Source organism: Pantoea sp. SS70 (genome assembly GCF_029866845.1).
GTDB lineage: Bacteria > Pseudomonadota > Gammaproteobacteria > Enterobacterales > Enterobacteriaceae > Pantoea > Pantoea leporis.
This window is the reverse complement of sequence record NZ_CP117199.1, coordinates 706,396-730,904: the sequence shown is the minus strand read 5'-3', so window position 1 is coordinate 730,904 and position 24,509 is coordinate 706,396. Positions and strand designations below refer to the sequence as shown.

The 24,509-nt window shown below is 55.4% G+C and carries 18 protein-coding genes; 8 read left to right on the top strand and 10 right to left on the bottom strand.

Annotated features, from left to right (window positions below):
* The first annotated feature begins 91 nt into the window (after positions 1-91).
* Together rapA and rluA are read left to right on the top strand one after the other, a co-directional pair.
* Positions 92-2,998 (top strand): RNA polymerase-associated protein RapA, encoded by a 2,907-nt coding sequence (gene rapA / locus PO881_RS03270; RefSeq protein WP_110867512.1) that lies wholly within the window; start codon positions 92-94, stop codon positions 2,996-2,998.
* A gap of 19 nt (positions 2,999-3,017) precedes the next feature.
* Positions 3,018-3,677, top strand: a complete 660-nt coding sequence (rluA, locus tag PO881_RS03265; RefSeq protein WP_137385141.1) for a bifunctional tRNA pseudouridine(32) synthase/23S rRNA pseudouridine(746) synthase RluA — start codon at positions 3,018-3,020, stop codon at positions 3,675-3,677.
* A 168-nt stretch (positions 3,678-3,845) separates the two neighbouring features.
* Here the strand turns inward: rluA and djlA are convergent, their stop codons facing one another.
* Positions 3,846-4,658 (bottom strand): co-chaperone DjlA, encoded by an 813-nt coding sequence (djlA, locus tag PO881_RS03260; RefSeq protein ID WP_061718138.1) that lies wholly within the window; start codon positions 4,656-4,658, stop codon positions 3,846-3,848.
* 182 nt (positions 4,659-4,840) lie between these two features.
* Between djlA and lptD the strand changes: the two genes are divergently transcribed.
* The 6 genes from lptD to apaH are packed head-to-tail and all read left to right on the top strand — an operon-like array spanning position 4,841 to position 11,660.
* On the top strand, positions 4,841-7,210 hold the full coding sequence (lptD, locus tag PO881_RS03255) for an LPS assembly protein LptD (RefSeq protein ID WP_280172446.1): 2,370 nt from the start codon (positions 4,841-4,843) through the stop codon (positions 7,208-7,210).
* Positions 7,211-7,264: 54 nt separating this feature from the next.
* Positions 7,265-8,560 (top strand): peptidylprolyl isomerase SurA, encoded by a 1,296-nt coding sequence (gene surA, locus PO881_RS03250; RefSeq protein ID WP_101762137.1) that lies wholly within the window; start codon positions 7,265-7,267, stop codon positions 8,558-8,560.
* A complete protein-coding gene (pdxA, locus tag PO881_RS03245; protein WP_271460713.1) occupies positions 8,550-9,542 on the top strand; it encodes a 4-hydroxythreonine-4-phosphate dehydrogenase PdxA in 993 nt (330 codons plus the stop codon). Before surA ends, pdxA begins: the two co-directional genes overlap by 11 nt.
* The gene (rsmA, locus tag PO881_RS03240) at positions 9,535-10,359 is read left to right on the top strand and encodes a 16S rRNA (adenine(1518)-N(6)/adenine(1519)-N(6))-dimethyltransferase RsmA (RefSeq protein ID WP_008108647.1); all 825 of its coding nucleotides are present in this window, start codon (positions 9,535-9,537) and stop codon (positions 10,357-10,359) included. The genes pdxA and rsmA overlap by 8 nt, the downstream gene beginning before the upstream one ends.
* A 4-nt stretch (positions 10,360-10,363) precedes the next feature.
* On the top strand, positions 10,364-10,741 hold the full coding sequence (gene apaG / locus PO881_RS03235; protein ID WP_101762139.1) for a Co2+/Mg2+ efflux protein ApaG: 378 nt from the start codon (positions 10,364-10,366) through the stop codon (positions 10,739-10,741).
* 49 nt (positions 10,742-10,790) lie between these two features.
* A complete protein-coding gene (apaH, locus tag PO881_RS03230; RefSeq protein WP_280172445.1) occupies positions 10,791-11,660 on the top strand; it encodes a bis(5'-nucleosyl)-tetraphosphatase (symmetrical) ApaH in 870 nt (289 codons plus the stop codon).
* A 53-nt stretch (positions 11,661-11,713) separates the two neighbouring features.
* Here apaH and folA read toward each other — a convergent pair whose 3' ends face one another.
* From folA to ileS, 9 genes are all read right to left on the bottom strand, one after another.
* Entirely contained in the window at positions 11,714-12,196 is a 483-nt protein-coding gene (gene folA, locus PO881_RS03225; RefSeq protein WP_101762141.1) for a type 3 dihydrofolate reductase, read from the bottom strand.
* Positions 12,197-12,481: 285 nt separating this feature from the next.
* The gene (locus PO881_RS03220; RefSeq protein ID WP_280172444.1) at positions 12,482-13,624 is read right to left on the bottom strand and encodes an autotransporter domain-containing protein; all 1,143 of its coding nucleotides are present in this window, start codon (positions 13,622-13,624) and stop codon (positions 12,482-12,484) included.
* Positions 13,625-13,861: 237 nt separating this feature from the next.
* Complete coding sequence (carB, locus tag PO881_RS03215; RefSeq protein ID WP_101762143.1) at positions 13,862-17,086, bottom strand: carbamoyl-phosphate synthase large subunit; 3,225 nt, start codon at positions 17,084-17,086, stop codon at positions 13,862-13,864.
* 13 nt (positions 17,087-17,099) lie between these two features.
* Entirely contained in the window at positions 17,100-18,248 is a 1,149-nt protein-coding gene (carA, locus tag PO881_RS03210) for a glutamine-hydrolyzing carbamoyl-phosphate synthase small subunit (protein WP_101762144.1), read from the bottom strand.
* Between the two features lie 469 nt (positions 18,249-18,717).
* Positions 18,718-19,533: a 4-hydroxy-tetrahydrodipicolinate reductase gene (gene dapB, locus PO881_RS03205; RefSeq protein ID WP_008108654.1), complete on the bottom strand. Its 816-nt coding sequence runs from the start codon at positions 19,531-19,533 to the stop codon at positions 18,718-18,720.
* A gap of 221 nt (positions 19,534-19,754) precedes the next feature.
* Positions 19,755-20,708, bottom strand: coding sequence for a 4-hydroxy-3-methylbut-2-enyl diphosphate reductase (gene ispH / locus PO881_RS03200; RefSeq protein ID WP_064737614.1), 954 nt, complete (start codon positions 20,706-20,708; stop codon positions 19,755-19,757).
* Complete coding sequence (gene fkpB / locus PO881_RS03195; protein WP_101762146.1) at positions 20,689-21,159, bottom strand: FKBP-type peptidyl-prolyl cis-trans isomerase; 471 nt, start codon at positions 21,157-21,159, stop codon at positions 20,689-20,691. The genes ispH and fkpB overlap by 20 nt, the downstream gene beginning before the upstream one ends.
* A gap of 3 nt (positions 21,160-21,162) precedes the next feature.
* Positions 21,163-21,669 (bottom strand): signal peptidase II, encoded by a 507-nt coding sequence (gene lspA, locus PO881_RS03190; RefSeq protein ID WP_280172443.1) that lies wholly within the window; start codon positions 21,667-21,669, stop codon positions 21,163-21,165.
* Entirely contained in the window at positions 21,669-24,488 is a 2,820-nt protein-coding gene (gene ileS, locus PO881_RS03185; protein ID WP_192412412.1) for an isoleucine--tRNA ligase, read from the bottom strand. The genes lspA and ileS overlap by 1 nt, the downstream gene beginning before the upstream one ends.
* Positions 24,489-24,509: the final 21 nt, after the last annotated feature.

Sequence of the window (24,509 nt, the reverse complement as noted above, 5' to 3'; positions counted from 1 at the left end):
CAATCTGACCAAACACCCGTTTGGCGGTTGGGTATTGCCTGAGTACAGGTGAACTTCTTTATGGCATGTCAGAGAGTCGAGCAAAAAATATATGGTTTTTACACTGGGTCAGCGCTGGATTAGTGATACGGAAAGTGAACTGGGATTGGGCACGGTGGTCGCGCTCGATACGCGCATGATCACCATGCTTTTTCCGGCAACCGGCGAAAACCGCCTGTATGCCCGAAACGATTCTCCGGTCACTCGTGTGATTTTCAATCCGGGTGACACCATCACCAGCCACGAAGGCTGGCAGATGACCGTCGATGAAGTCCGCAACGAAAACGATTTAATGACTTACATCGGCACACGTCTCGACACCGAAGAAGCGGGCGTCGTCATGCGCGAAGTGATGCTGGACAGCAAACTGGTGTTCAGCAAGCCGCAGGATCGCCTGTTCGCCGGTCAGCTCGACCGCATGGACCGCTTTGCGCTGCGTTTCCGCGCACGCAAATACCACAGCGAGCAATACCGCCTGCCGATCAGCGGCCTGCGCGGGATGCGTACCAACCTGATTCCGCATCAGCTGCACATCGCTCACGATGTCGGCCGTCGCCACGCGCCGCGCGTCCTGCTGGCAGATGAAGTGGGCTTGGGTAAAACCATTGAAGCCGGGATGATCATCCAGCAACAGCTGCTGGCCGGTCGTGCCGAGCGCGTGCTGATTGTGGTGCCGGAAACGCTGCAACATCAGTGGCTGGTGGAAATGCTGCGTCGCTTTAACCTGCGCTTTGCGCTGTTTGATGATGATCGCTACACCGAAGCGCAGCACGACAGCGACAATGCCTTTGAAACCGAGCAGCTGATTATCTGTTCGCTCGATTTTGTACGCCGTAACAAGCAGCGTCTTGAGCTGCTGGCCGATGCCGAGTGGGATCTGCTGGTGGTTGATGAAGCGCACCATCTGGCATGGAGCGAAGACGCACCGAGCCGCGAATATCAGGTTATTGAGCAGCTGGCAGAGAAAACCGCTGGCGTACTGCTGCTGACTGCCACGCCAGAACAGCTGGGCTTAGAGAGCCACTTTGCACGTCTGCGCCTGCTCGACCCGAATCGTTTCCACGATTTCGGCCAGTTTGTCGAAGAGCAGCAGCATTATCGTCCAGTAGCCGATGCGGTGAGCTCGCTGCTGGCCGACCACGCCATCAGCAAAGATGAGATGAACCTGATTAACGATCTGATCGGTGAACAGGATATCGAGCCGCTGCTGCAAGTGGCGAACAGCGATCGCGATGGCAAAGAAGACGCGCGTAAAGAGCTGGTCTCGATGCTAATGGATCGCCACGGCACCAGCCGCGTGCTGTTCCGTAACACCCGTAACGGCGTGAAAGGCTTCCCGAAACGCGAGCTGCACCAGATTCGTCTGCCGCTGCCCGCGCAGTATCAAACAGCGATTAAAGTCTCCGGCATCATGGGCACGCGCAAAAGCGCAGAAGAGCGCGCGCGTGACATGCTGTATCCCGAGCAGATTTATCAGGAATTTGAAGGCGATAGCGGCACATGGTGGAACTTCGATCCGCGCGTTGAGTGGCTGATGGGTTACCTCACCAGCAACCGCAAAGAGAAAGTGCTGGTGATCTGCGCCAAAGCCGCCACCGCGCTGCAGCTGGAGCAGGTGCTGCGTGAGCGCGAAGGCATCCGTGCCGCCGTGTTCCACGAAGGCCTATCGATTATCGAACGCGACCGCGCAGCGGCCTTCTTCGCCTCCGAAGAGGATGGCGCGCAGGTGTTGCTGTGTTCCGAAATCGGTTCTGAAGGCCGTAACTTCCAGTTCGCCAGCCGTTTGGTGATGTTCGATCTGCCGTTCAACCCGGATCTGCTGGAGCAGCGTATCGGTCGTCTCGATCGTATCGGCCAGATGCATGACATCCAGATTCTGGTGCCGTGGCTGGAAAAAACCGCGCAGGCGGTGCTGCTGCGCTGGTATCACGAAGGCTTGGATGCGTTCGAACACACCTGCCCAACTGGCCGCGCCATTTATGACAATGAGTACAATCAGCTGATTGAATATCTTGCTGCGCCGGAAAATCCGCAGGGACTCGATGAGTTCATCAGCGCAAGCCGTAAGCAGCACGATGCGCTGAAAGCACAGCTGGAACAGGGACGCGATCGCTTACTGGAACTGAACTCCAACGGCGGCGAAGCCGCTCAGGAGCTGGCAAATGCCATCGGCGAGCAGGACAACGATACCGATCTGGTTAACTTTGCGCTGAACCTGTTCGATATCGTCGGCATCAATCAGGAAGACCGCAGCGATAGCCTGATCGTGCTGACGCCGTCCGATCACATGCTGGTGCCTGATTTCCCTGGCCTGCCGGAAGAGGGTTGCACCGTGACCTTTAACCGTAACCAGGCGCTGTCGCGCGAAGATACCCAGTTTATTACCTGGGAACATCCGCTGATCCTCAACGGCCTCGACCTGATCCTTTCGGGCGATACCGGTAGCTGTGCGCTGTCACTGCTGAAGAACAAGGCGCTGCCGGTCGGGACGCTGCTGGTCGAGATGATCTATGTGGTTGAAGCGCAAGCGCCAAAAAGTCTGCAGCTCACCCGCTTCCTGCCGCCAACGCCGGTGCGTTTGCTGATGGATCGCGCCGGGAACAATCTGGCGGGCAAAGTGGAGTTTGAAAGCTTTAACCGTCAGCTGAATGCGGTGAATCGCCATACCGGCAGCAAGCTAGTGAATGCGGTGCAGCAAGACGTGCACGAGATTCTGACCCAGGCCGAAAAAGCGATCGTTCCGGAAGCGCAGGCGATTATCGCGGCAGCGAAAGTGGAAGCCGAAGAGAAACTCGGTGCTGAGCTGTCACGTCTCGAAGCGCTGCGCGCGGTTAACCCCAACATCCGTGATGACGAGGTTGAAGCGCTGGAGAGCAATCGCGAACAGGTGTTGGAAAGCCTGGGCGATGCAGGCTGGCGTCTCGATGCGCTACGTCTGATCGTGGTCACGCACCAATAATGTTCAGGACCGCGACATCATGCTGATGGAAGCTTACAACCCGCCGCTCGAACCCTGGCTGCATATTCTGTATCAGGACGAGCACATTATGGTGGTGAATAAACCGAGCGGGTTGCTGTCGGTGCCGGGCCGTCTCGAAGAGCACAAGGATAGCGTGATGACGCGCATCCAGCGTGATTTCCCACAGGCGGAATCGGTGCACCGTCTCGATATGGCTACCAGCGGCGTGATCGTCGTGGCCCTGAATAAAGCGGCTGAGCGTGAGCTCAAGCGCCAGTTCCGTGAGCGCGAGCCTTCCAAATACTATGTGGCGCGCGTGTGGGGCCATCCGGCGGCAGAAGAGGGTTTGATCGATCTGCCGCTGATTTGCGACTGGCCGAATCGGCCGAAGCAGATGGTGTGTTTCGAGAACGGCAAAGCGGCGCAGACCGAGTATCAGGTGCTGGAGTATGAAGCCACGAACAGTGCGCGCGTCAAGCTTAAGCCAATTACCGGACGCTCACACCAGCTGCGTGTGCATCTGCTGGCGCTGGGGCATCCGATTCTTGGCGACCGCTTTTATGCACATGATGAGGCGCTGGCGATGGCGCCGCGTTTGCAGTTGCATGCGGAGTCCCTGACGATCACCCATCCGGCGTTTGGCAATAGCATGACGTTCAGGCAGCCGGCGGGATTTTAGTTTAGGAGATGCTGCCCCTCCTCGGTCCGTGCTTGCAGTCCCCCTCCTCGGTCCTCCCCCATGGATGGGGGAGGAAGATGTTGCTACATGTTAGTGATGAAGCTGCATGGGGCAGCATCTCCTTCCCCCGCTTGCGGGGGAAGGCCGGGATGGGGGACAGCAATAAAATTATTTAAACCCTTTCTCCTTACGAATCAGATCGTAAGCCGCCTGAATCTCCTGCGCTTTCTGCTTCGCCATCTCCATCATTTCCGGCGGTAAACCTTTCGCCACCAGCTTGTCAGGATGATGTTCGCTCATCAGCTTACGGTACGCGCGCTTGATGGTGGTGCCATCATCGCTGCTTTTCACGCCCAGCACGCTGCAGGCATCTTCCAGCGTAGGACCGCGTTGCGCCTGCTGATAGGCGCCGCCGCGGGAAGAACCGCCGCCACCAAACTGCTGACCGCCTTCCATCATGCGCAGGAACTGATCGAACTGTGCGCGTGAAATACCCAGCTCTTCGGCAATCACATACAGCACCTGACGTTCGTTGGGATGCAGTGAACCATCAGCGAAGGCGGCCTGGATTTGGATTTCCAGAAACATCCGAATCAGATCAAACCGGCCAAAGCAGGCGCTGCGCAGCTCGCGCAGTTTACTGCGCAACGGATAGTCGCTCTGTTTACCTTCACGGAACGCACGCTGCGCGGCAGTGCGCGCATCGCCATGCAGCTGCATGCGATCCATAAATAAGGAAGCAATCTGGATATCCGCTTCGGTGACGCGCCCTTTTGATTTGGTCAAATGGCCCATCACCTGAAATGTGGTACTGAAAAACAGCGTCTGACGCGCCTGGTTATTGGCGAAATAGCCCTGTCCTTTTACGCTGCGCACTTTGTCAAACATGTGACCAATGATCAGACCCAGTACAATGCCCCAAAAGCCTGCCCCGGAAAATATCCCGAGCGCCAGACCAATTACTTTTCCCCAGTAGCGCATAAACTCCTCAATTCGCCATGCTTGCGGCTGAAAATTGCATTATCATACCTGTCATTTATCTCAGCGCCTAACGGCAACGCGGACAGACAAGGATTAACACTGGCGCAACGCCGGGCAGTAAGTTAGTCTCTGACCGGATTGTCGGCATGATGCCAGTTTTCATGGAATTATCGAAACCGCGTATGAAAAAACGTATACCTACCTTGCTGGCTACCATGATTGGTGCAGCGCTTTATAGCCAGTCATCACTCGCCGACGATCTGATGTCGCAGTGCATGCTGGGCGTGCCGAGTTACAACCGCCCGCTGGTCAATGGCGACACCAACTCGCTGCCGGTCACCATCCATTCTGATTCCGCCAAAGGCAACTATCCGGATGATGCGGTGTTCACCGGTAACGTCGACGTGCAGCAAGGCAATAGCCGCCTGCGTTCCGACGAAGTGCAGCTGCATCAACGTCAGCAGGAAGGCCAAACCACGCCGGTTCGTACCGTGGATGCGCTGGGTAATGTGCACTATGACGACAATCAGGTCATCCTCAAAGGTCCGAAAGCCTGGTCAAATCTGAACACCAAAGACACCAACGTGTGGAACGGTGATTATCAGATGGTTGGCCGTCAGGGCCGCGGCGATGCCGATCAGATGAAACTGCGCGGTAACAATCGCTACACCATTCTGGAAAACGGCAGCTTTACCTCTTGTTTGCCGGGTTCCAACAGCTGGAGCGTGGTCGGTTCCGAAGTGATTCAGGACCGCGAAGAAGAAGTCGCGGAAATCTGGAACGCCCGCTTTAAGCTCGGCAATGTGCCGGTATTCTACAGCCCTTATTTACAGCTACCGATTGGCGATCGCCGCCGCTCCGGTTTCCTGATCCCGAATGCGAAATACGGCAGTAATAACGGCTTCGAATTCATGCTGCCATATTACTGGAACATCGCGCCGCAGGCCGATGCCACCATCACGCCGCACTATATGGAAAAACGCGGTCTGCAGCTGCAGAACGAATTCCGCTATTTGACGGTGTTTGGCGCAGGCTTGATGGAGCTGGATTATCTGCAGTCAGATAAGCAGTACGACAATGACAAAGCAGTGCGTGGTATCGCGCAGGACGATAGCTCCGATCGCTGGCTGTTCTACTGGCGCCATTCGGGTGTATACGACCAGCACTGGCGCTTCAACGCTGACTACACCAAAGTAAGCGATCCCTATTACTTCAACGATCTTGAGTCGAAGTACTACAGCTCCACCGATGGTTACGCCACGCAGAAATTCAGCCTTGGCTACGCGGATACCAACTGGGACGCGACGCTGTCGACCAAAGACTTCCAGGTGTTTGGTAATACCAGCAACAGCAACGTCTATCGTGCGATGCCGCAGCTCGATCTGAACTTCTATCAGAACGATATGGGGCCGTTTGATGGTCGAATCTTTGCGCAGGCGGTGAAATTTACCAACGTGAATAGCCAGATGCCTGAAACCACGCGTCTGCATGTTGAGCCAACGTTGAATTTGCCGCTGTCTAACGGCTGGGCGAGTCTCGATACCGAAGCGAAATTCCTGGCAACCCATTATCAGCAGGATGACGTTGAGTATTACAACACCTCGGTTAATACCGCTCGTGATAATCAGCTGGAAAACTCGGTCAACCGCACGCTGCCCCAGTTCAAAGTGGATGGCCGCCTGGTGTTTGACCGCGATATGGACTGGGAACCAGGCTATACGCAAACGCTGGAACCGCGTGTTCAGTACCTTTACGTCCCCTATCGTAACCAGAGCAATATCTATCCGTACGACTCGACGTTGCTGCAAACCGACTACACCGGCCTGTTCCGCGATCGTACCTACAGCGGCCTGGATCGCATCGCTTCAGCAAATGAAGTGGCGACCGGCGTAACCACGCGTATTTATGATAACGATTTGGTTGAACGTTTTAACGTTTCTGTGGGTCAAATCTACTCGTTTACCCCGTCTCGTACCGGCGTAAACCAGACGAACCAGGAAGATGATACCGGCAGCCTGGTTTGGGCCGGCGACACGTACTGGAAAATCAGCGATCGCTGGGGCGCGCGTGGCGGTCTGCAATATGACACCCGCCTCGATAACGTCGCGCAGGGCAATGCGGTAGTTGAGTATCGTCAGGATGCCGATCGTATGGTGCAGCTGAGCTATCGCTACAGCAGCCCGGAATATGTGGCGCAGGCGCTGAATAACTCCAACCTGGTGACTGACCCGATCTACAAAAACGGGATTTCACAGGTGGGGGCGACAGCCAGCTGGCCGATTGCAGATGCCTGGTCACTGGTGGGCGGTTATTACTACGATACCCGCAACAGTCGTCCGGCTGAACAGCTGGTCGGCCTGCAGTACAGCTCGTGCTGCTATGCCATTCGTCTGGGTTACGAACGCAAGATCAACGGTTGGGAAAACAACGACAGTAAGTATGACAACCAAATCTCATTCAACATTGAGCTGCGTGGTCTGAGTTCTAACTATGGCTTAGGCACCAACGAAATGCTGCGTCAGGGCATCATCCCTTACCAGCGCGCTTTCTGATGTTGTGATGTTTGACAGGCTCTCCCGCAGTGCGGAAACAACAATGGATAAAGTATGAAGAACTGGAGAATGCTGATTCTTGGTGTAGCGATTACCGCTAACACTGCGTTCGCAGCCCCACAAGTGGTTGATAAAGTTGCCGCAGTCGTGAACAACGGCGTGGTACTGGAAAGTGACGTTGATAACATGATGCGCACCGTGAAATCACAGGCGCAGCAGGCAAACCAGCAACTCCCTGATGACAAAACCTTACGTCATCAGATCCTTGAACGTCAGGTCATGGATGCCATCATTCTGCAAATGGGTGAAAGAGCGGGCGTGCAGATTACCGATCAGCAGCTGGATCAGGCAATTCAGAACATTGCCGCGCAAAACCGCATGAGCCTCGATCAGCTGCGTAGCCGTCTGGCCTATGACGGTATGAACTACAACGATTACCGTGCGCAAATCCGCAAAGAGATGCTGATTTCAGAAGTGCGTAACAACGAAGTGCGTCGCCGCGTCACTATACTGCCGCAGGAAGTGGATACGCTGGCTACGCAGGTGGGTGCGCAGAACACGCAAGGTACTGAGCTTAACATCAGCCAGATTCTGCTGCCGCTGTCAGAAAACCCGACGCAGCAGCAGGTTGACGACCAGGAAACGCTGGCGCGCCAACTGGTTGCTCAGCTGAAAGGCGGTGCAGACTTCGGCAAGCTGGCCGTGACTTACTCAGCCGATCCGCAGGCGCTGAAAGGCGGCAACATGGGTTGGGGCAAAATTGAAGAGCTGCCAACGCTGTTCTCGCAGGCGCTGAGCACCGCGAAGAAAGGCGATATCGTCGGTCCAATCCGTTCAGGTGTTGGTTTCCACATCCTGAAGGTGAACGACCTGCGTGGCGAAAGCAAAAGCATCTCTGTGACTGAGGTGCATGCGCGTCACATTCTGCTGAAGCCTTCACCGATCCTGACCGACGCTCAGGCGCAGGCCAAAATCGAACAGATTGCAGCGGATATTAAAAGCGGTAAAACCACCTTCGCCGCAGCGGCCAAACAGTTCTCCGACGATCCGGGTTCGGCTAACCAGGGCGGCGATCTCGGCTGGGCATCTCCAGAGATTTACGATCCGGCATTCCGCGATGCATTGCTGAAGTTGCAGAAAGGCCAGGTCAGCCAGCCGGTTCACTCCTCATTTGGCTGGCACTTGATTCAGTTGCTGGATACGCGTCAGGTTGATAAGACCGATGCCGCGCAGAAAGAGCGCGCCTATCGCATGCTGTTCAACCGTAAATTCGCGGAAGAAGCGCAAACCTGGATGCAGGAACAGCGCGCCAGTGCTTACGTGAAAATTCTGGATAACAATGGTCAGTAATTATCGTGTGGTGATCACGCCCGGCGAACCCGCCGGGATTGGTCCCGACCTCACCCTGCAACTGGCGCAGCAAAACTGGCCGGTTGAATTGGTGGTCTGCTGCGACGGCGAGCTTTTGCGCCGTCGCGCTGCTTTATTGGGTTTGCCGCTGACGCTGCGTGACTATCAACCTGGCGTTGCGGCACAACCGCAGCGGGCCGGCACGCTTACGCTGCTGCAGGTCGATACCGCTCAGCCAGTGACCGCCGGAGAACTCTGCGTCGCAAACAGTCACTACGTGCTGGAAACCCTGATGCGCGCCTGTGACGGTTGTCTGAACGGCGAATTTGCCGCGCTGATTACCGGTCCGGTACACAAAGGCGTGATCAACGATGCGGGCATTCCGTTTACCGGTCATACCGAATTTTTTGCCGATCGCGCCGGTGGCGATTTAGTGGTGATGATGCTGGCAACAGAAGAGTTGCGTGTGGCATTGGCTACCACACATCTGCCGCTGAAAGATGTTTCTGCCGCAATTACCCGCGACACGCTGCATGAAGTGATCACCATTCTGCATCGGGATCTGCAGCAGAAGTTTGGTTTACCGCATCCTCATATTTTCGTCTGCGGCCTTAATCCGCATGCCGGCGAGAGCGGCCATATGGGCCGCGAAGAGATTGATACCATCATTCCGGCCCTCAACGAACTGCGCCAGCAAGGCATCCAACTTACCGGACCTCTGCCAGCCGATACGCTGTTCCAGCCGAAATACCTGCAACATGCCGATGCGGTTCTGGCGATGTATCACGACCAGGGCTTGCCGGTGCTAAAATTTCAGGGGTTTGGCCGCGCGGTGAATATCACACTTGGCCTGCCCTTTATCCGGACTTCTGTCGATCACGGCACCGCGCTTGAATTAGCCGGTCTCGGTCAGGCAGAACCGGGCAGCTTTATCACGGCGCTTAATCTCGCCATCACTATGATCAAGAGCAGTAATGAATAATCGCGTCCATCAGGGGCATTACGCCCGTAAACGTTTCGGGCAGAACTTCCTGAACGATCAGTACATTATCGATAGCATTGTCTCCGCCATTCACCCGCAAAAAGGTGAAGCTATCGTGGAAATCGGCCCCGGCTTGGGTGCATTAACCGAGCCGGTAGGCGAACGTCTGGATGAGCTGACCGTGGTCGAGCTGGACCGCGACCTTGCTGCGCGTCTGCAAACGCACCCGTTCCTCGGTCCTAAGCTGACCATTTTCCAGCAGGATGCGATGACCTTTGATTTCTCTGCGCTGGCGCAAGAGAAAGGTCAGCCGCTGCGCGTGTTCGGCAATCTGCCGTACAACATCTCGACGCCGCTGATGTTCCACCTTTTCAGCTATACTGGTTCGATTAAAGATATGCACTTCATGCTGCAGAAAGAAGTGGTGAATCGTTTAGTCGCCGGTCCGGGCAGCAAAGCTTATGGTCGTTTGAGCGTGATGGCGCAGTACTATTGCCAGGTTATTCCTGTGCTCGAAGTGCCACCAGAATCCTTCACGCCGGCACCGAAAGTGGAATCGGCTGTGGTGCGTTTAGTGCCGTACATGCAGCCACAGTATCCGGTCAGCGATATTCGTCTGCTGAGCCGTATCACCACGGAAGCCTTTGGTAAACGCCGAAAAACGCTGCGCAACAGCCTTGCTCATATGTTTGCGGCTGGTGCGCTGGATCAATTAGAAATCGATGCCTCGCTGCGTGCAGAGAACGTCTCTGTGGCGCAATATTGCCAACTGGCAAACTGGTTGAGCAAGCATCAGGCAGAAACTCCGGAGAGTTGAGTGCATGAGTGATTTGGCCCGCGTCTGTATCCATGTGCATAGTCAGTATGTGGAGTCGCAATCCTTGCCCGACGAGGATCGCTACGTGTTTGCCTACACCATCACCATTCGCAATTTGGGGCGCAGCAACGTCCAGCTGCGTAGCCGCTATTGGCTGATCACCAACGGCAACGGTCGCGAGACTGAAGTGCAAGGTGAAGGCGTGGTCGGCGAACAGCCGCACATTGCGGCCGGCGGCGAGTATCAGTACACCAGCGGCGCGATTCTGGAGACGCCGATGGGCACCATGCAAGGCCACTATGTGATGATCGACGATGCGGGCGAAGAGTTCCACGTCGAGATTCCGGTGTTCCGACTCGCGGTGCAAACCCACATCCACTAATCCTCCTCCGCCCGGCCCGTCCGGGCGGCGCGTTTTAATCGGACTGACAATGAGTACATACCTGATTGGCGATGTTCATGGCTGTTATGACGAGCTTCGTGCGCTGTTGGCGCAGGTTGACTTCGATCCGCAGCAGGACACCTTATGGCTTACCGGCGATTTGGTGGCGCGCGGCCCCGGTTCGCTCGATGTGCTGCGCTATGTAAAATCGCTGGGAAATTGCGTGCGCCTGGTGCTGGGTAATCACGACCTGCATTTGCTGGCGGTGTATGCCGGTATCAGCCGTAACAAGCCGAAAGATCGCCTGACGCCGCTGCTGGAAGCCGATGATGCCGATGAGTTGATCAACTGGTTACGTCGTCAGCCACTGTTGCAGGTAGATGAAGAGAAGAAGCTGTTGATGGCGCATGCGGGCATTACGCCGCAATGGGATTTAGAGACGGCGCAGCTGTGCGCGCGTGAAGTGGAAGCGGTGCTCTCCAGCGACAGCTATCCGCTGTTTCTGGATGCGATGTATGGCGACATGCCAAACAACTGGACGCCGGAACTCAGCGGTCTGGCGCGACTGCGCTTTAGCACTAATGCGCTGACGCGCATGCGCTTCTGCTTCCCGAACGGCCAGCTGGATATGATCTGCAAAGAGTCGCCTGAATCAGCGCCGCCGCCGCTCAAGCCGTGGTTTAAGGTGCCGGGCAAAATCGACAGCGACTATACGCAGATCTTTGGTCACTGGGCATCGCTGGAAGGTAAAGGCACACCGGAACATGTGATTGGTCTGGATACCGGCTGCTGCTGGGGTGGAACATTGACGCTGCTGCATTGGGAAACCAAACAGTATTACGTACAGGCATCCAATCGCGAACAGGCAATGGCCGAAAACGCGGTGAGTGCGCATCCACCGTTAAGTGATACGCCGTAAATAAAAAACCCCGCATAAGCGGGGTTTTTTATGGGTCGCCATCACTGGCAACGTTACTTGCGGCGATCCAGGATCTCGAAGCAGTAGCTGTGCGAGTTCTGCTCATCGGCGTCATGGAATTCGCTGAAGGTTGACTGCCACTCGTCCGGTTCGTAATCCGGGAACTGCGTATCCCCTTCCACTTCCGCATCGATATGGGTCAGGTAGAGGCGATCCGCGCGAGCCAGCATCTGCTCGTAAACGCGTCCACCACCAATCACCATCATCTCTTCGACATCACCCGCCGCTTTTACCGCCTCTTCCAGCGATGTCACCCAGGTAACGCCTTCGTGGTTGCCCGGCTGGCTGCTGACCACAATGTTCAGGCGTCCAGGAAGCGGGCGGCCAATCGATTCAAAGGTCAGACGACCCATAATCACCGGCTTATTCAAGGTATTACGTTTGAACCATGCCAAATCTGCTGGCAGGTTCCATGGCATGGCGTTTTCCATACCAATAATGCGATCCGCTGCCAGTGCCGCGATCAGACTAATCATGTTAAAAGACCTACTGGAAAAAATTGGCGCCATCATACGTAAAGGCGAAACTTTCGTCGATAGGCCGCCCCCGCTATTTGCGTAAAGCTCCGATGCCACCGCACTTTTGTTATTGGACAGAGTTTTACACCGACTTTCCCGGCAATTGCGGGGCGAGGAGCCAGAAATTGCTGACGAGGCGGCACAACTCCGTGCGAAACGTCGCGTTATTGGTATCGCAGTGTAAAGAAAAGCGCACTCTGTGCAAAAAAAGAAAACGGCTCCCGCAGGAGCCGTTGAAACGCTTTAGAAATCGTAGCGTAGACGCACCAGATTCACGTTGCCCAGTGACTTGTCGGTGCTGGAGGTGATGACATATTCGTAGTCGACACGGAAGCCGTAATCCAGCTGCGCACTCACACCAACGCCGTTATCAATACGCTTGTAGTCACGTCCGTTGACGAACTCCAGACGGTCGCCCATGAAGTAAGGCTGAATAGATTTCACCGCATACTGGCCAATTGGGAATTTGTAGCCGGCAAAGTATTCGATGCCCCACGCGTCATCCGCGAAGTAATTGTTAACGGTATTACGTTTGGTTGGGGAGAAGTTCTCATACCAACCCGCTCCGGCTGACAGCGTCCAGTTATCCGGCGTCCAGCTCAGAGCGGTACCGTAGATATTTTGGTCATAGCGTTTGCTGTCGCCATTGCCTGGATTGCGGATATCGGCGCGGGTGTAGTTCCACGCAGTGCCCCATGCCAGGTCTTTGGTGATGTGATAGTTCACACCCAGCGAGCCGCCGCCTTTACGCTTGTAACGCAGGCCGTTACCTGGCAGGAACTCATTATCTTCAAACAGGTACGACGCATACACATCCGCATCGCCGAAGGTATTTTTGTACTTCAGCATTTTGCGCGAACGGTAAGAACCATCGTAATCACCATTGATGCCGTTGCCCGGCGCCTGCGCCAGCATGTCGTAATCCCAGATATCGGTCTTCGCTCCTACGACATCGTAGTAAACGCTGTTCTGCTGACCAAAGTAGAGCTCACCCAAGGTGGCGCTTTTGAAGCCAGTATAAAGTTGGCGGCGCGAGGTGTTATTCGCACCATCTGCATGATGATTGTCCCAACCCCACCAGGCCGGGAAGTTAACGCCCAGCTCGTAGTAACCGACCCAGCTTACGTCGTCGAACAGGTAATAATTGGCGCTGAAGCGGAAGCGTGAGCCACCGTCGTAGCCATTACGTTTGTACGATTTGTCGTTCACGCCATTCTGATGTTGGAACTGCGGACGAATACTGCCGCCCACTTTGAAGTCGAGACGGCTTAGCGCATCGCCCGCCTGTGGATCCTGCTTGAGTAAAGTAATTTCCGCCTGGCTGGCGAGTGGCGCCGCTGCGAGTAACGCAGCAATAGCGCTGAGAGTGAAAGCACGCGTTTGCATTTTTTATATCCCAGTTAAGGTGAGCGCTCTATTGGTGAGCGAGCGAAATAGTACGGTGCGCTAACTGGGATCTTATTTATAATTTTGTGCGGATATTCCGAGGTGTAACGCTTTCCGCATCAACTGATAAAACATATGTCAAATCAATAGGATTTTTACAGATAAGGAAATGCGGGCATTGGTAAAAGGATAAAAAAACGGCCCCCGCAGGAGCCGTTAATGGGTAGCCAATTGGAATCAGCCTTTAATTTGCGCGTGCATTTCCTGCACCGAAATTACCTGCTCCGTTGGATCCGCGTTCAGCGCCATCGCTGTGGCAAAACCGCCGTTCAGCGTGGTGTCGTAATGCACTTTGTACTGCAGCGCGCTACGACGAATCAGCTTGGAGTCTTCAATCGCCTGACGTCCCGCCGTGGTGTTGACGATGTAGGTATATTCGCCATTCTTCAGGCGATCCTGAATGTGCGGACGACCTTCATGCACCTTGTTTACCAGACGTGGATTGATGCCCGCTTCGCCCAGCACCACAGCGGTACCGTGTGTCGCATCCAGCTCGAAACCAAACTTCTGCAGTTTTGCCGCCAGGTCGACGATACGTTTCTTATCGCCTTCACGCACTGACAGCAACGCGCGACCGGTTTTCTTCATGTTGCTCTGCGCACCCAGCATCGCTTTGGCGAAGGCTTCAGCGAAGGTGCGACCGACGCCCATCACTTCACCGGTAGAGCGCATCTCTGGGCCGAGGATTGGGTCAACGCCTGGGAACTTGTTGAACGGCAGCACCACTTCTTTCACTGAGTAATACGGTGGAATCACTTCTTTGGTGACGCCCTGTTCAGCCAGCGTTTTACCTGCCATCACGCGCGCGGCAACCTTCGCCAGCGCCACGCCAGTGGCTTTCGACACGAACGGCACGGTACGCGCGGCACGTGGGTTGACCTCAATCAGGTAAACTTCATTGTCCTTCACCGCGAACTGCACGTTCATCAGGCCACGTACGTTCAGCTCGAAGGCCAGTTTTTCCACCTGCTGACGCATCACGTTCTGGATTTCAGTGCTCAGCGTGTAGGCCGGCAGTGAACACGCGGAGTCACCGGAGTGCACGCCCGCCTGCTCGATGTGCTCCATGATGCCGCCAATCAGCACGCGCTCGCCGTCGCAAATCGCATCGACATCCACTTCAACCGCATCATCGAGGAAGCGATCCAGCAGCACTGGCGCATCGTTAGAGACCGACACCGCCGTCTGGAAGTAACGCTTCAGGTCGATTTCGTCGTAAACAATCTCCATCGCACGGCCGCCCAGCACATAAGAAGGACGCACCACCAGCGGATAACCGATCCCAGCTGCTTTCTCAACGGCCTGTTCCAGCGTGGCAACGGTGGCGTTAGCCGGCTGCTTCAGGCTCAGGCGATCAACCGCCTGCTGGAAACGCTCACGGTCTTCTGCACGGTCAATCGAGTCCGGGCTGGTACCAATCACCGGCACGCCAGCCGCTTCCAGCGCGCGAGCCAGTTTCAGCGGCGTCTGGCCGCCGTACTGTACGATGACGCCTTTCGGCTTCTCGATACGCACGATTTCCAGCACATCTTCCAGCGTGACCGGCTCGAAGTAGAGGCGATCCGAGGTGTCGTAGTCGGTTGAGACGGTTTCCGGATTACAGTTGACCATGATGGTCTCGTAACCGTCTTCACGCAGCGCCAGCGCCGCATGCACGCAGCAGTAATCGAACTCGATGCCCTGGCCGATACGGTTTGGACCGCCGCCCAGAATCATGATTTTTTCACGATCCTGGTTTGGATTGGCTTCGCACTCTTCCTCGTAGGTTGAGTACATATAGGCGGTGTCGGTGGCGAATTCAGCCGCGCAGGTATCAACGCGTTTATAAACCGGATGCAGGTTAAATTGCTGACGCAGCTTACGGATTTCGCCTTCAGATACGCCCGCCAGCGCGGCCAGACGGACATCAGCAAAGCCTTTACGCTTCAGCGCGCGCAGGAACTCCGCGTTCAGCGAGTTCACACCTTCGCGTTCAACCTGCTCTTCCAGACGCACCAGCTCTTCAATCTGCACCAGGAACCAGCGATCAATGTTGGTGAGGTTGAACACACCATCAACTGACATGCCGGCGCGGAACGCATCGGCGATGTACCAGATACGGTCAGAACCGGCATCTTTCAGTTCGCGGCGAATGCGCGTTAACGCTTCTGGATCGTCGAGGCTAACTTTCGGGTCGAAACCGTTGGCACCGACTTCCAGACCGCGCAGCGCTTTCTGCATCGATTCCTGGAACGTGCGGCCAATCGCCATCACTTCACCAACCGATTTCATCTGCGTGGTCAGACGATCGTTGGCACCGGCGAACTTCTCGAAGTTGAAGCGAGGAATCTTGGTAACGACGTAGTCGATAGAGGGTTCGAACGACGCAGGCGTTAAGCCGCCGGTGATGTCGTTCATCAGCTCATCAAGGGTAAAGCCCACCGCCAGTTTCGCCGCCACTTTGGCAATCGGGAAGCCGGTCGCTTTTGAAGCCAGCGCTGATGAACGCGATACGCGCGGGTTCATTTCAATGACGATCATACGGCCATCTTTCGGGTTCACCGAGAACTGGACGTTCGAACCACCGGTTTCGACACCGATTTCACGCAGTACCGCCAGCGAGGCGTTACGCATGATTTGATACTCTTTGTCGGTCAGAGTTTGCGCGGGCGCCACAGTGATAGAGTCACCGGTGTGGATGCCCATTGCATCGAAGTTTTCGATCGAGCAGACGATGATACAGTTGTCGTTTTTATCACGTACCACTTCCATCTCGTACTCTTTCCAGCCAATCAGCGACTCATCAATCAGCAGCTCATTGGTTGGCGACAAGTCCAGACCGCGTTCGCAAATCTCTTCGAACTCTTCGCGGTTATAGGCGATACCGCCGCCAGTGCCGCCCATCGTAAAGGAAGGGCGGATGATGCACGGGAAGCCAACGTCTTCGGCCACCGCCAGCGCTTCTTCCATGGTATGCGCGATACCGGAACGTGCGGTGCCCAGACCAATGCTCTTCATCGCCACGTCGAAGCGACGACGATCTTCGGCTTTATCAATGGCATCGGCAGTTGCACCAATCATGGTGACGCCGAACTCAGCCAGCACGCCCTGACGCTCCAGCTCCAGCGCACAGTTCAGAGCTGTCTGGCCGCCCATGGTTGGCAGCACCGCATCCGGGCGCTCTTTTTCGATAATCTTGCGTACCACTTCCCAGTGAATCGGCTCGATGTAAGTCGCATCGGCCATTTCCGGGTCGGTCATAATAGTTGCCGGGTTCGAGTTCACCAGAATGACGCGGTAGCCCTCTTCACGCAGCGCTTTACACGCCTGCGCACCGGAGTAATCAAATTCACATGCCTGGCCGATAACGATCGGGCCAGCACCAAGAATCAGGATGGATTTTATGTCTGTACGTTTTGGCATCGTGGGCTCCTGATTACTTCGCGTTAGAACGGTATGCTTTGATCAATTCGATAAAGTGATCGAACAGTGGCGCCGCATCGTGCGGGCCTGGGCTCGCTTCCGGGTGTCCCTGGAAGCTGAAGGCCGGTTTGTCAGTACGATGAATGCCCTGCACGGTTTGGTCGAACAGCGACACATGCGTCACGCGCAGATTGGCCGGTAATTGGCTGTCATCAACCGCAAAACCGTGGTTCTGTGCGGTGATCATCACGGTGTTGTTATCAAGATCCTTCACCGGATGGTTGCCGCCGTGGTGGCCGAGTTTCATCTTGATGGTTTTGGCACCGCTCGCCAGCGCTAACAGCTGGTGCCCAAGGCAGATACCGAATACCGGAACATCGGTTTTCAGGAACGCCTGAATGGCGTTAATGGCGTAGTCGCATGGCTCCGGGTCGCCAGGACCGTTCGACAGGAAAATACCGTCTGGATTAAGTGCCAGAACCTCTTCTGCCGGAGTTTGCGCCGGCACGACCGTCAGGCGGCAGCCGCGATCCACCAGCATACGCAGGATGTTGCGCTTAGCGCCGTAATCGTACGCCACCACATGGAACGGCAGCTCTTCCGCCGTTTTCTGCTCCGGCAGGTCACCTTCCAGTGTCCAGCTGCCCTGCTGCCACGCGTAGGTTTCCGCGGTGGTCACTTCTTTCGCCAGATCCATGCCTTTCAAGCCCGGGAACGCCTGCGCTTTCTGCAGCGCCAGTGCGGCATCCGGATTATCACCCGCAATAATGCAGCCGCTCTGTGCACCCTTCTCGCGCAGCAAACGGGTCAGTTTACGCGTGTCGATATCGGCGATGCCAACGATGTTATTGCGCTGCAGGTAAGCTGCCAGACTTTCTTCGCTGCGGAAGTTGCTGGTAATCAGCGGCAGATCGCGAATAACGAGGCCTTGAGCATGGATTTGGCTGGATTCTTCATCGGCGGCGTTAACGCCAACATTGCCGATATGGGGATAAGTGAGGGTAACGATTTGGCGGGAATAGGAAGGATCAGTGAGGATTTCTTGATAACCGGTCATTGAAGTGTTGAAAACAACTTCCCCCACTGCCGACCCCGTAGCCCCGATGGCCCGACCGTGGAATTGGGTTCCGTCTTCCAGAACCAAGAGCGCTGACTTAATCAAAACATCCTCCAGGGAATAAACAGTCACAATATTTGCATATTAATTCAAAAGCAGTACCAGAATCAATGCAAAACCCGCCTGAGTACTCGAATTTTGGCAAATTGCGCGCATTCTAATGATCGCCCCGCACCTTGTCTACAATATGTGGTTATTTTTTTGTATATTTCGGGCAACTGAATGTTAAAAACGGTGAAAGGCGATAAAAGAGTGAGACAACTCGGAAAAATAATCGGTTGCCTGACGGCGATAATGGCAAACTGGTGCTGGCGCGCATAAATTTTTGACCAAACGGTCAAAATTAGCCATCGCAAGCCTGATAATCACTCATCAACTTCGACAAATAAGCACTTCGAACCAATAATATAGCAAAATGGTCATTTACAGATAAAATAAAGGGCAATGATCACATTGCCCTCGTCAATCAAGGTCTTACCGATTGAAATAACCACATCACGATGGTTCACAACACTCACAACATCGATAAATCCAGCACATCACGCATGTCGTAAAGGCCAGATTTCTTGTTCTTTAACCAGCTTGCCGCTTTAACTGCACCATTTGCAAAGGTCATACGGCTGGAAGCCTTGTGGGTAATCTCTACGCGCTCACCAATATCTGCAAACATCGCGGTGTGTTCGCCGACGATATCACCAGCGCGCACGGTAGCAAATCCGATGGTTTGCGCTTTACGCTCACCGGTATGACCTTCACGGGCATACACCGCGTGCTCATCCAGATTCCACTTCATGGCATCGGCAATCGCTTCGCCCATCGCCAGCGCAGTACCTGATGGTGCATCAACTTTGTGACGATGGTGCGCTTCAACGATTTCAATGTCCGCGTAGTCGCCCATCACCTTCGCTGCCTGCTGCAGCAGATTCAGCACCAGGTTGACGCCCACGCTGAAGTTAGCGGCGAACACGATGCCAATCTCTTCAGCAGCCGCGCGAATCGCCGCTTTACCGGCTTCATCAAAACCGGTGGTACCGATCACCATCGCTTTGTTGTGCTGTCGGCAAAACGCCAGATACTCCAGCGTGCCTTCCGGACGGGTAAAATCGATCAGGACATCGAAGTCGTTAACCACCTTTTGCAGGTCGTCAGAGACGATCACGCCCGTTTTGCCGATGCCCGCCAGTTCGCCAGCATCTACGCCCAGCAATGACGAACCGCTACGCGCCAGTGCTGCGCCAAGCGCAACACCTTCCGCCTGCTGTACGGCCTGAATCAAATTGCGTCCCATGCGACCCGGCGCACCAACGATAGCAATGCGGATTTCACTCATAATTATTCATTCCTGATACAAATCTATGCATGTAAAGCGTAAACAGGTTAACGGTCAGATAACAGTCACGCCACAACAATAAAGGGATATAAGAATTTTATGCCAGCCGCGAAACATTATCAGTAAAAGCAATCCCGCATGCTGGAAGCAGGATTTTCTACAGCGACAGGCAAAGAAAAGGCCGAACAATGTCGGCCTGATTTTACTACGGTGTAAACCGCTTACTGCACGTTTCGCACGTCGACGCGCAGCTCTTTTGGTACTTCAAACACGATGTTCTCTTCACGGCCAATCAGCTCAATCGCCGCTTCACCGCCGAGCTCACGCAGACGTTGAATCACCTGTTGCACCAGAATATCAGGAGCAGAAGCGCCCGCGGTGACGCCGATGACCTGCTTGTCTTTGACCCACTCTTCCTGGATGTCATCAGCCGAATCAATCAGCTTCGCCAGCTTACCAGCACGCTGCGCCAGTTCGGCCAGACGGTTCGAGTTAGAGGAGTTTTTTGATCCCACTACCAGCACCACTTCAGCATCACGCGCTAAGACGCGTACCGCTTCCTGACGGTTGGTGGTGGCGTAGCAGATGTCATCTTTACGTGGACCGATAATCGCCGGGAAGCGCTGACGCAGTGCATCAATCACGTCCGAAGTATCATCGACTGAAAGTGTGGTCTGCGTCATAAAGCACAGGTTGCTCTCATCTTTGACGTTCAGCTTGAACACATCTTCCGGCGACTCCACCAGATACATGCCGCCGTTGGGATTGCTGTACTGGCCCATGGTGCCTTCCACTTCCGGATGCCCCGCGTGACCAATCAGAATCGCTTCAACACCTTTACGGCTAGCGCGCGCCACTTCCATATGCACTTTGGTCACCAGCGGACAGGTCGCATCAAACAGCATGGTAAGGTTACGCGCTTTGGCTTCGGCGCGAACCGCTTGCGATACGCCGTGCGCGGAGAAGATCAGAATGGCGTTATCCGGCACTTCAGCGATCTCTTCAATGAAAATCGCCCCACGTTCGCGCAAGCTGCTCACCACGTAGCGGTTATGCACCACTTCGTGACGCACGTAGATGGGCGCGCCGTACATCTCCAGCGCGCGCTCAACGATGCTGATGGCGCGATCAACGCCTGCGCAGAAACCGCGTGGGTTAGCTAACAGGATTTGCATCGTTGGCCTCCAGCGCCGGATCAATCTCCAGCACTTCAATATCAAATTGAATGCGCTGACCCGCCAGCGGATGGTTGAAGTCTACGGTGATCGAGTCACCGGAAACTTCACGGATCACGCCAGGCATTTCGCTGCCGCCGCGGCCGCTGAACAGCATGATGGCACCCACTTCCGGCTCGCCCGCATCGTTAAAGTCACGACGTGAGAAGTACTGAACCAGATCCGGGCTGGTGCCGCCAAACGCATCTTCCGGCTCCAGCGTAAATGCGTGCTTGTCGCCCACTTTACGTCCGAGTAGCTGCTGTTCCAGCGCGCCCGACAGGCTGCCATCACCCAGACGGAACAGCGCAGGTTTGCCGTTGGCGCGCGTGGATTCGGCCGTCGAGCCATCCTCCAGCTTCAGCGTAAAATGCACCAGCAACGCGCTATCGCGCTGAACTAAGTCTGTCATCAGTTACCCTTTCTGTTTAGCCGGTTTGCCGTTCGGGCTGAGAAAACCTTCCAGCACCACCAGCGCCGCGCCGATGCAGATGGCACAGTCGGCGATGTTAAAAGTCGCGAAGTGCCAGTCACCGACATAGAAGTCGATAAAATCGACCACAAAGCCGTGATACGAACGGTCAAACAGGTTACCCAACGCCCCGCCGATAATCAGGGCGTAGGCAATATTGGTTAATTTGTTGCTGGCAGCGTTGCGATACATCATCACCAACAGCGCCACCACGATAGCAATGGCGATGCCGGCGAAGAACCAGCGCTGCCAGCCGCCTTTGTCGGCCAGGAAACTGAACGCCGCGCCATAATTATGCGCGTAGAACAGGTTCAGGAACGGCATCAGCGGCCGCGTTTCGTGCAGCATCATGTTGTTGATGACCCACATCTTGCTGCCAAAATCGATGGCAATCACCACCAGCACCAGCCAAAGCCAGCGCAAACTGGTTGAAGAGAGCGCTTTACTCATCAGGCAAATTTCCGCTGTTCGCCATTGCCGGCGACGTTGGTGTAGCAACGACCACACACCGCAGCATGCTCCGGATTCTGGCCAACGTCAGTAGTGTAATGCCAGCAGCGCGGACATTTCTCGCCTTCTGCTTTGTGCAGCGCGATTTTCAGACCTTTGAACAGCTCGCTCTGCTGCGCTTCATCGCTGGCAGTAGCGTAATCCGCCACGGTCGCGCCTGAAGTTAACAGCACGAAACGCAGCTCATCGCCCAGCGCCTGCAGCTTGGCTGCCAGCTCGGCATCCGCATACAGCGTCACCGTCGCTTCCAGCGCACCGCCGATGCGTTTGTCGCTACGCGCTTGCTCAATCACCTTGTTCACTTCACCGCGGACTTTCAGCACATCATCCCAATAAGCATCGTTCAGCGTTTCGTTATCTGCCAGACCAAACAGATCCTGATACCACTCTTCGGTGAACACGTATTTCGCGCGCTCGCCCGGCAGGTAGCCCCAGATTTCGTCTGCGGTGAAGGACATGATTGGCGCCATCCAGCGCACCAGCGCTTCAACGATGTGCCACAGCGCGGTTTGGCAGCTGCGACGCGCCAGGCTGTCGCCTTTTGCGGTGTACTGACGATCTTTGATCACATCGAGATAGAACGAGCCCATTTCGATTGAGCAGAAGTGCATCAGACGCTGCACCACTTCGTGGAAATCGTAGTTTTCGTAGGAGTGCACGATATCCTGCTGCGCTGCCAGCGCACGGCCAACCGCCCAGCGATCCACCACCACCATCTCTTCCGGCTTGACGCAATCGGTCGCCGGGTTAAAGCCAGCAAGGTTTGCCAGCAGGAAACGCGCGGTGTTACGGATACGACGATAGCTGTCTGCGGCACGCTTCAGGATTTCGTCGGAGACCGCCATCTCACCGGAATAATCGGTAGAAGCGACCCACAGACGCAGAATATCCGCACCCAGCTTATCCATCACATCCTGCGGCGCCACGGTGTTGCCGATCGATTTCGACATCTTGCGGCCCTGACCATCCACGGTGAAACCGTGCGTCAGTACCTGACGATAAGGCGCTTTGCCTTTCATCGCCGTGGAGATCATCAGTGAAGACATGAACCAGCCGCGATGCTGATCCGAACCTTCCAGGTACATATCTGGCGTATGGCCGCCGAATTCAGGACGCGCATCCACCACCGCGTAGCTGGTTGATCCGGAGTCGAACCAGACATCTAAGGTGTCTGGCACTTTGACGTAATGGTCCGCGTCGTCGCCCATCAGGTCGCGCGGATCGAGATCCCACCACGCCTGAATGCCGTCCTGCTCAACCCGTTTCGCGACTTTCTCCATCAGCTCCAGCGTATCCGGATGCAGCTGCTCGCTCTCTTTATGCACGAACAGCGCCATTGGCACACCCCACGTACGCTGACGTGAGATACACCAGTCCGGACGGTTCGCTACCATCGCTTCGATACGCGCCTGGCCCCAATCTGGGATCCACTGCACGCCTTTGATCTCTTTCAGCGACTGCGCACGCAGGCCTTTCTGATCCATGCTGATGAACCATTGTGGCGTGGCACGGAAGATGATTGGCGTTTTATGACGCCAGCAGTGCGGGTAGCTGTGCAGCAGCTTCTCCACGTGCAGCAGCGCGCCCTTCTCTTTCAGCAGCTCAACGATCATGTCGTTGGCTTTAAAGACGTTTACACCATCCAGCGTCGGGTAGGTGCCTGGCAGATACGCGCCATCCGGCCCCACCGGATTGGCGGTTTCCAGACCGTATTTCTGACCGATAACATAGTCATCCGGGCCATGGCCTGGTGCGGTATGTACCGCACCGGTACCGGCTTCCAGCGTCACGTGCTCACCCAATACCACTTTCGATTGGATCTGCTCGAGGAACGGATGCTGGAACAGCTGCAGCTCCAGCGCCGCGCCGTTGCATTCGCCCAGCACGGTCCAGTCGCTGATGCCCGCGCGCTTCATCACGCTCTCAACCATCTCTTTGGCGAGAATCAGGCTGCGACCGTCGATTTGCAGCAGCTGGTATTCAAATTCAGGATGCAGCGAGATACCGCGGTTGGCTGGCATGGTCCACGGCGTGGTGGTCCAGATCACCAGTGAAACCGGGCCTTCTGAAGCAGCGACGCCAAACTTCGCGCGCACCGCATCGGCATCCACGGCATTGAACATCACATCGATGGATGGCGAAGTTTTGTCGTAATACTCCACTTCCGCTTCAGCCAGCGCCGAACGGCAATCCATGCACCAGTGCACCGGCTTAGCGCCTTTGTGCAGATGGCCGTTGCCGATGATTTTACCCAGCGCACGGATGATGTTGGCTTCGGTCTGGAAATTCATCGTCAGATAAGGACGATCCCAGTCACCGAGCACGCCGAGGCGGATGAAGTCATTTTTCTGGCCTTCAACCTGCTCTGCCGCATATTGGCGGCAAGCGGCACGGAATTCAGACGCGCTCACTTTTTCGCCCGGCTTACCAATCATCTGTTCAACTTTGTGCTCAATCGGCAAGCCGTGGCAGTCCCAACCTGGAACGTACGGCGAGTCGTAGCCCGCCATGCCTTTCGACTTAACGATAATGTCTTTCAGAATCTTGTTAACTGAGTGACCAATATGAATGCTGCCGTTCGCATAAGGAGGGCCATCGTGCAAAATAAAGGTTTTTTTCCCTTTTTTGGCTTCGCGGATGATGCCGTACAGGTTGTCATCATACCAACGTTGCAGCATTCCCGGTTCACGCTTGGCCAGATCGCCACGCATCGGGAACCCCGTTTCCGGCAAATTCAGGGTAGATTTATAGTCACTCATCAGATTCTCGATTCCGTATTT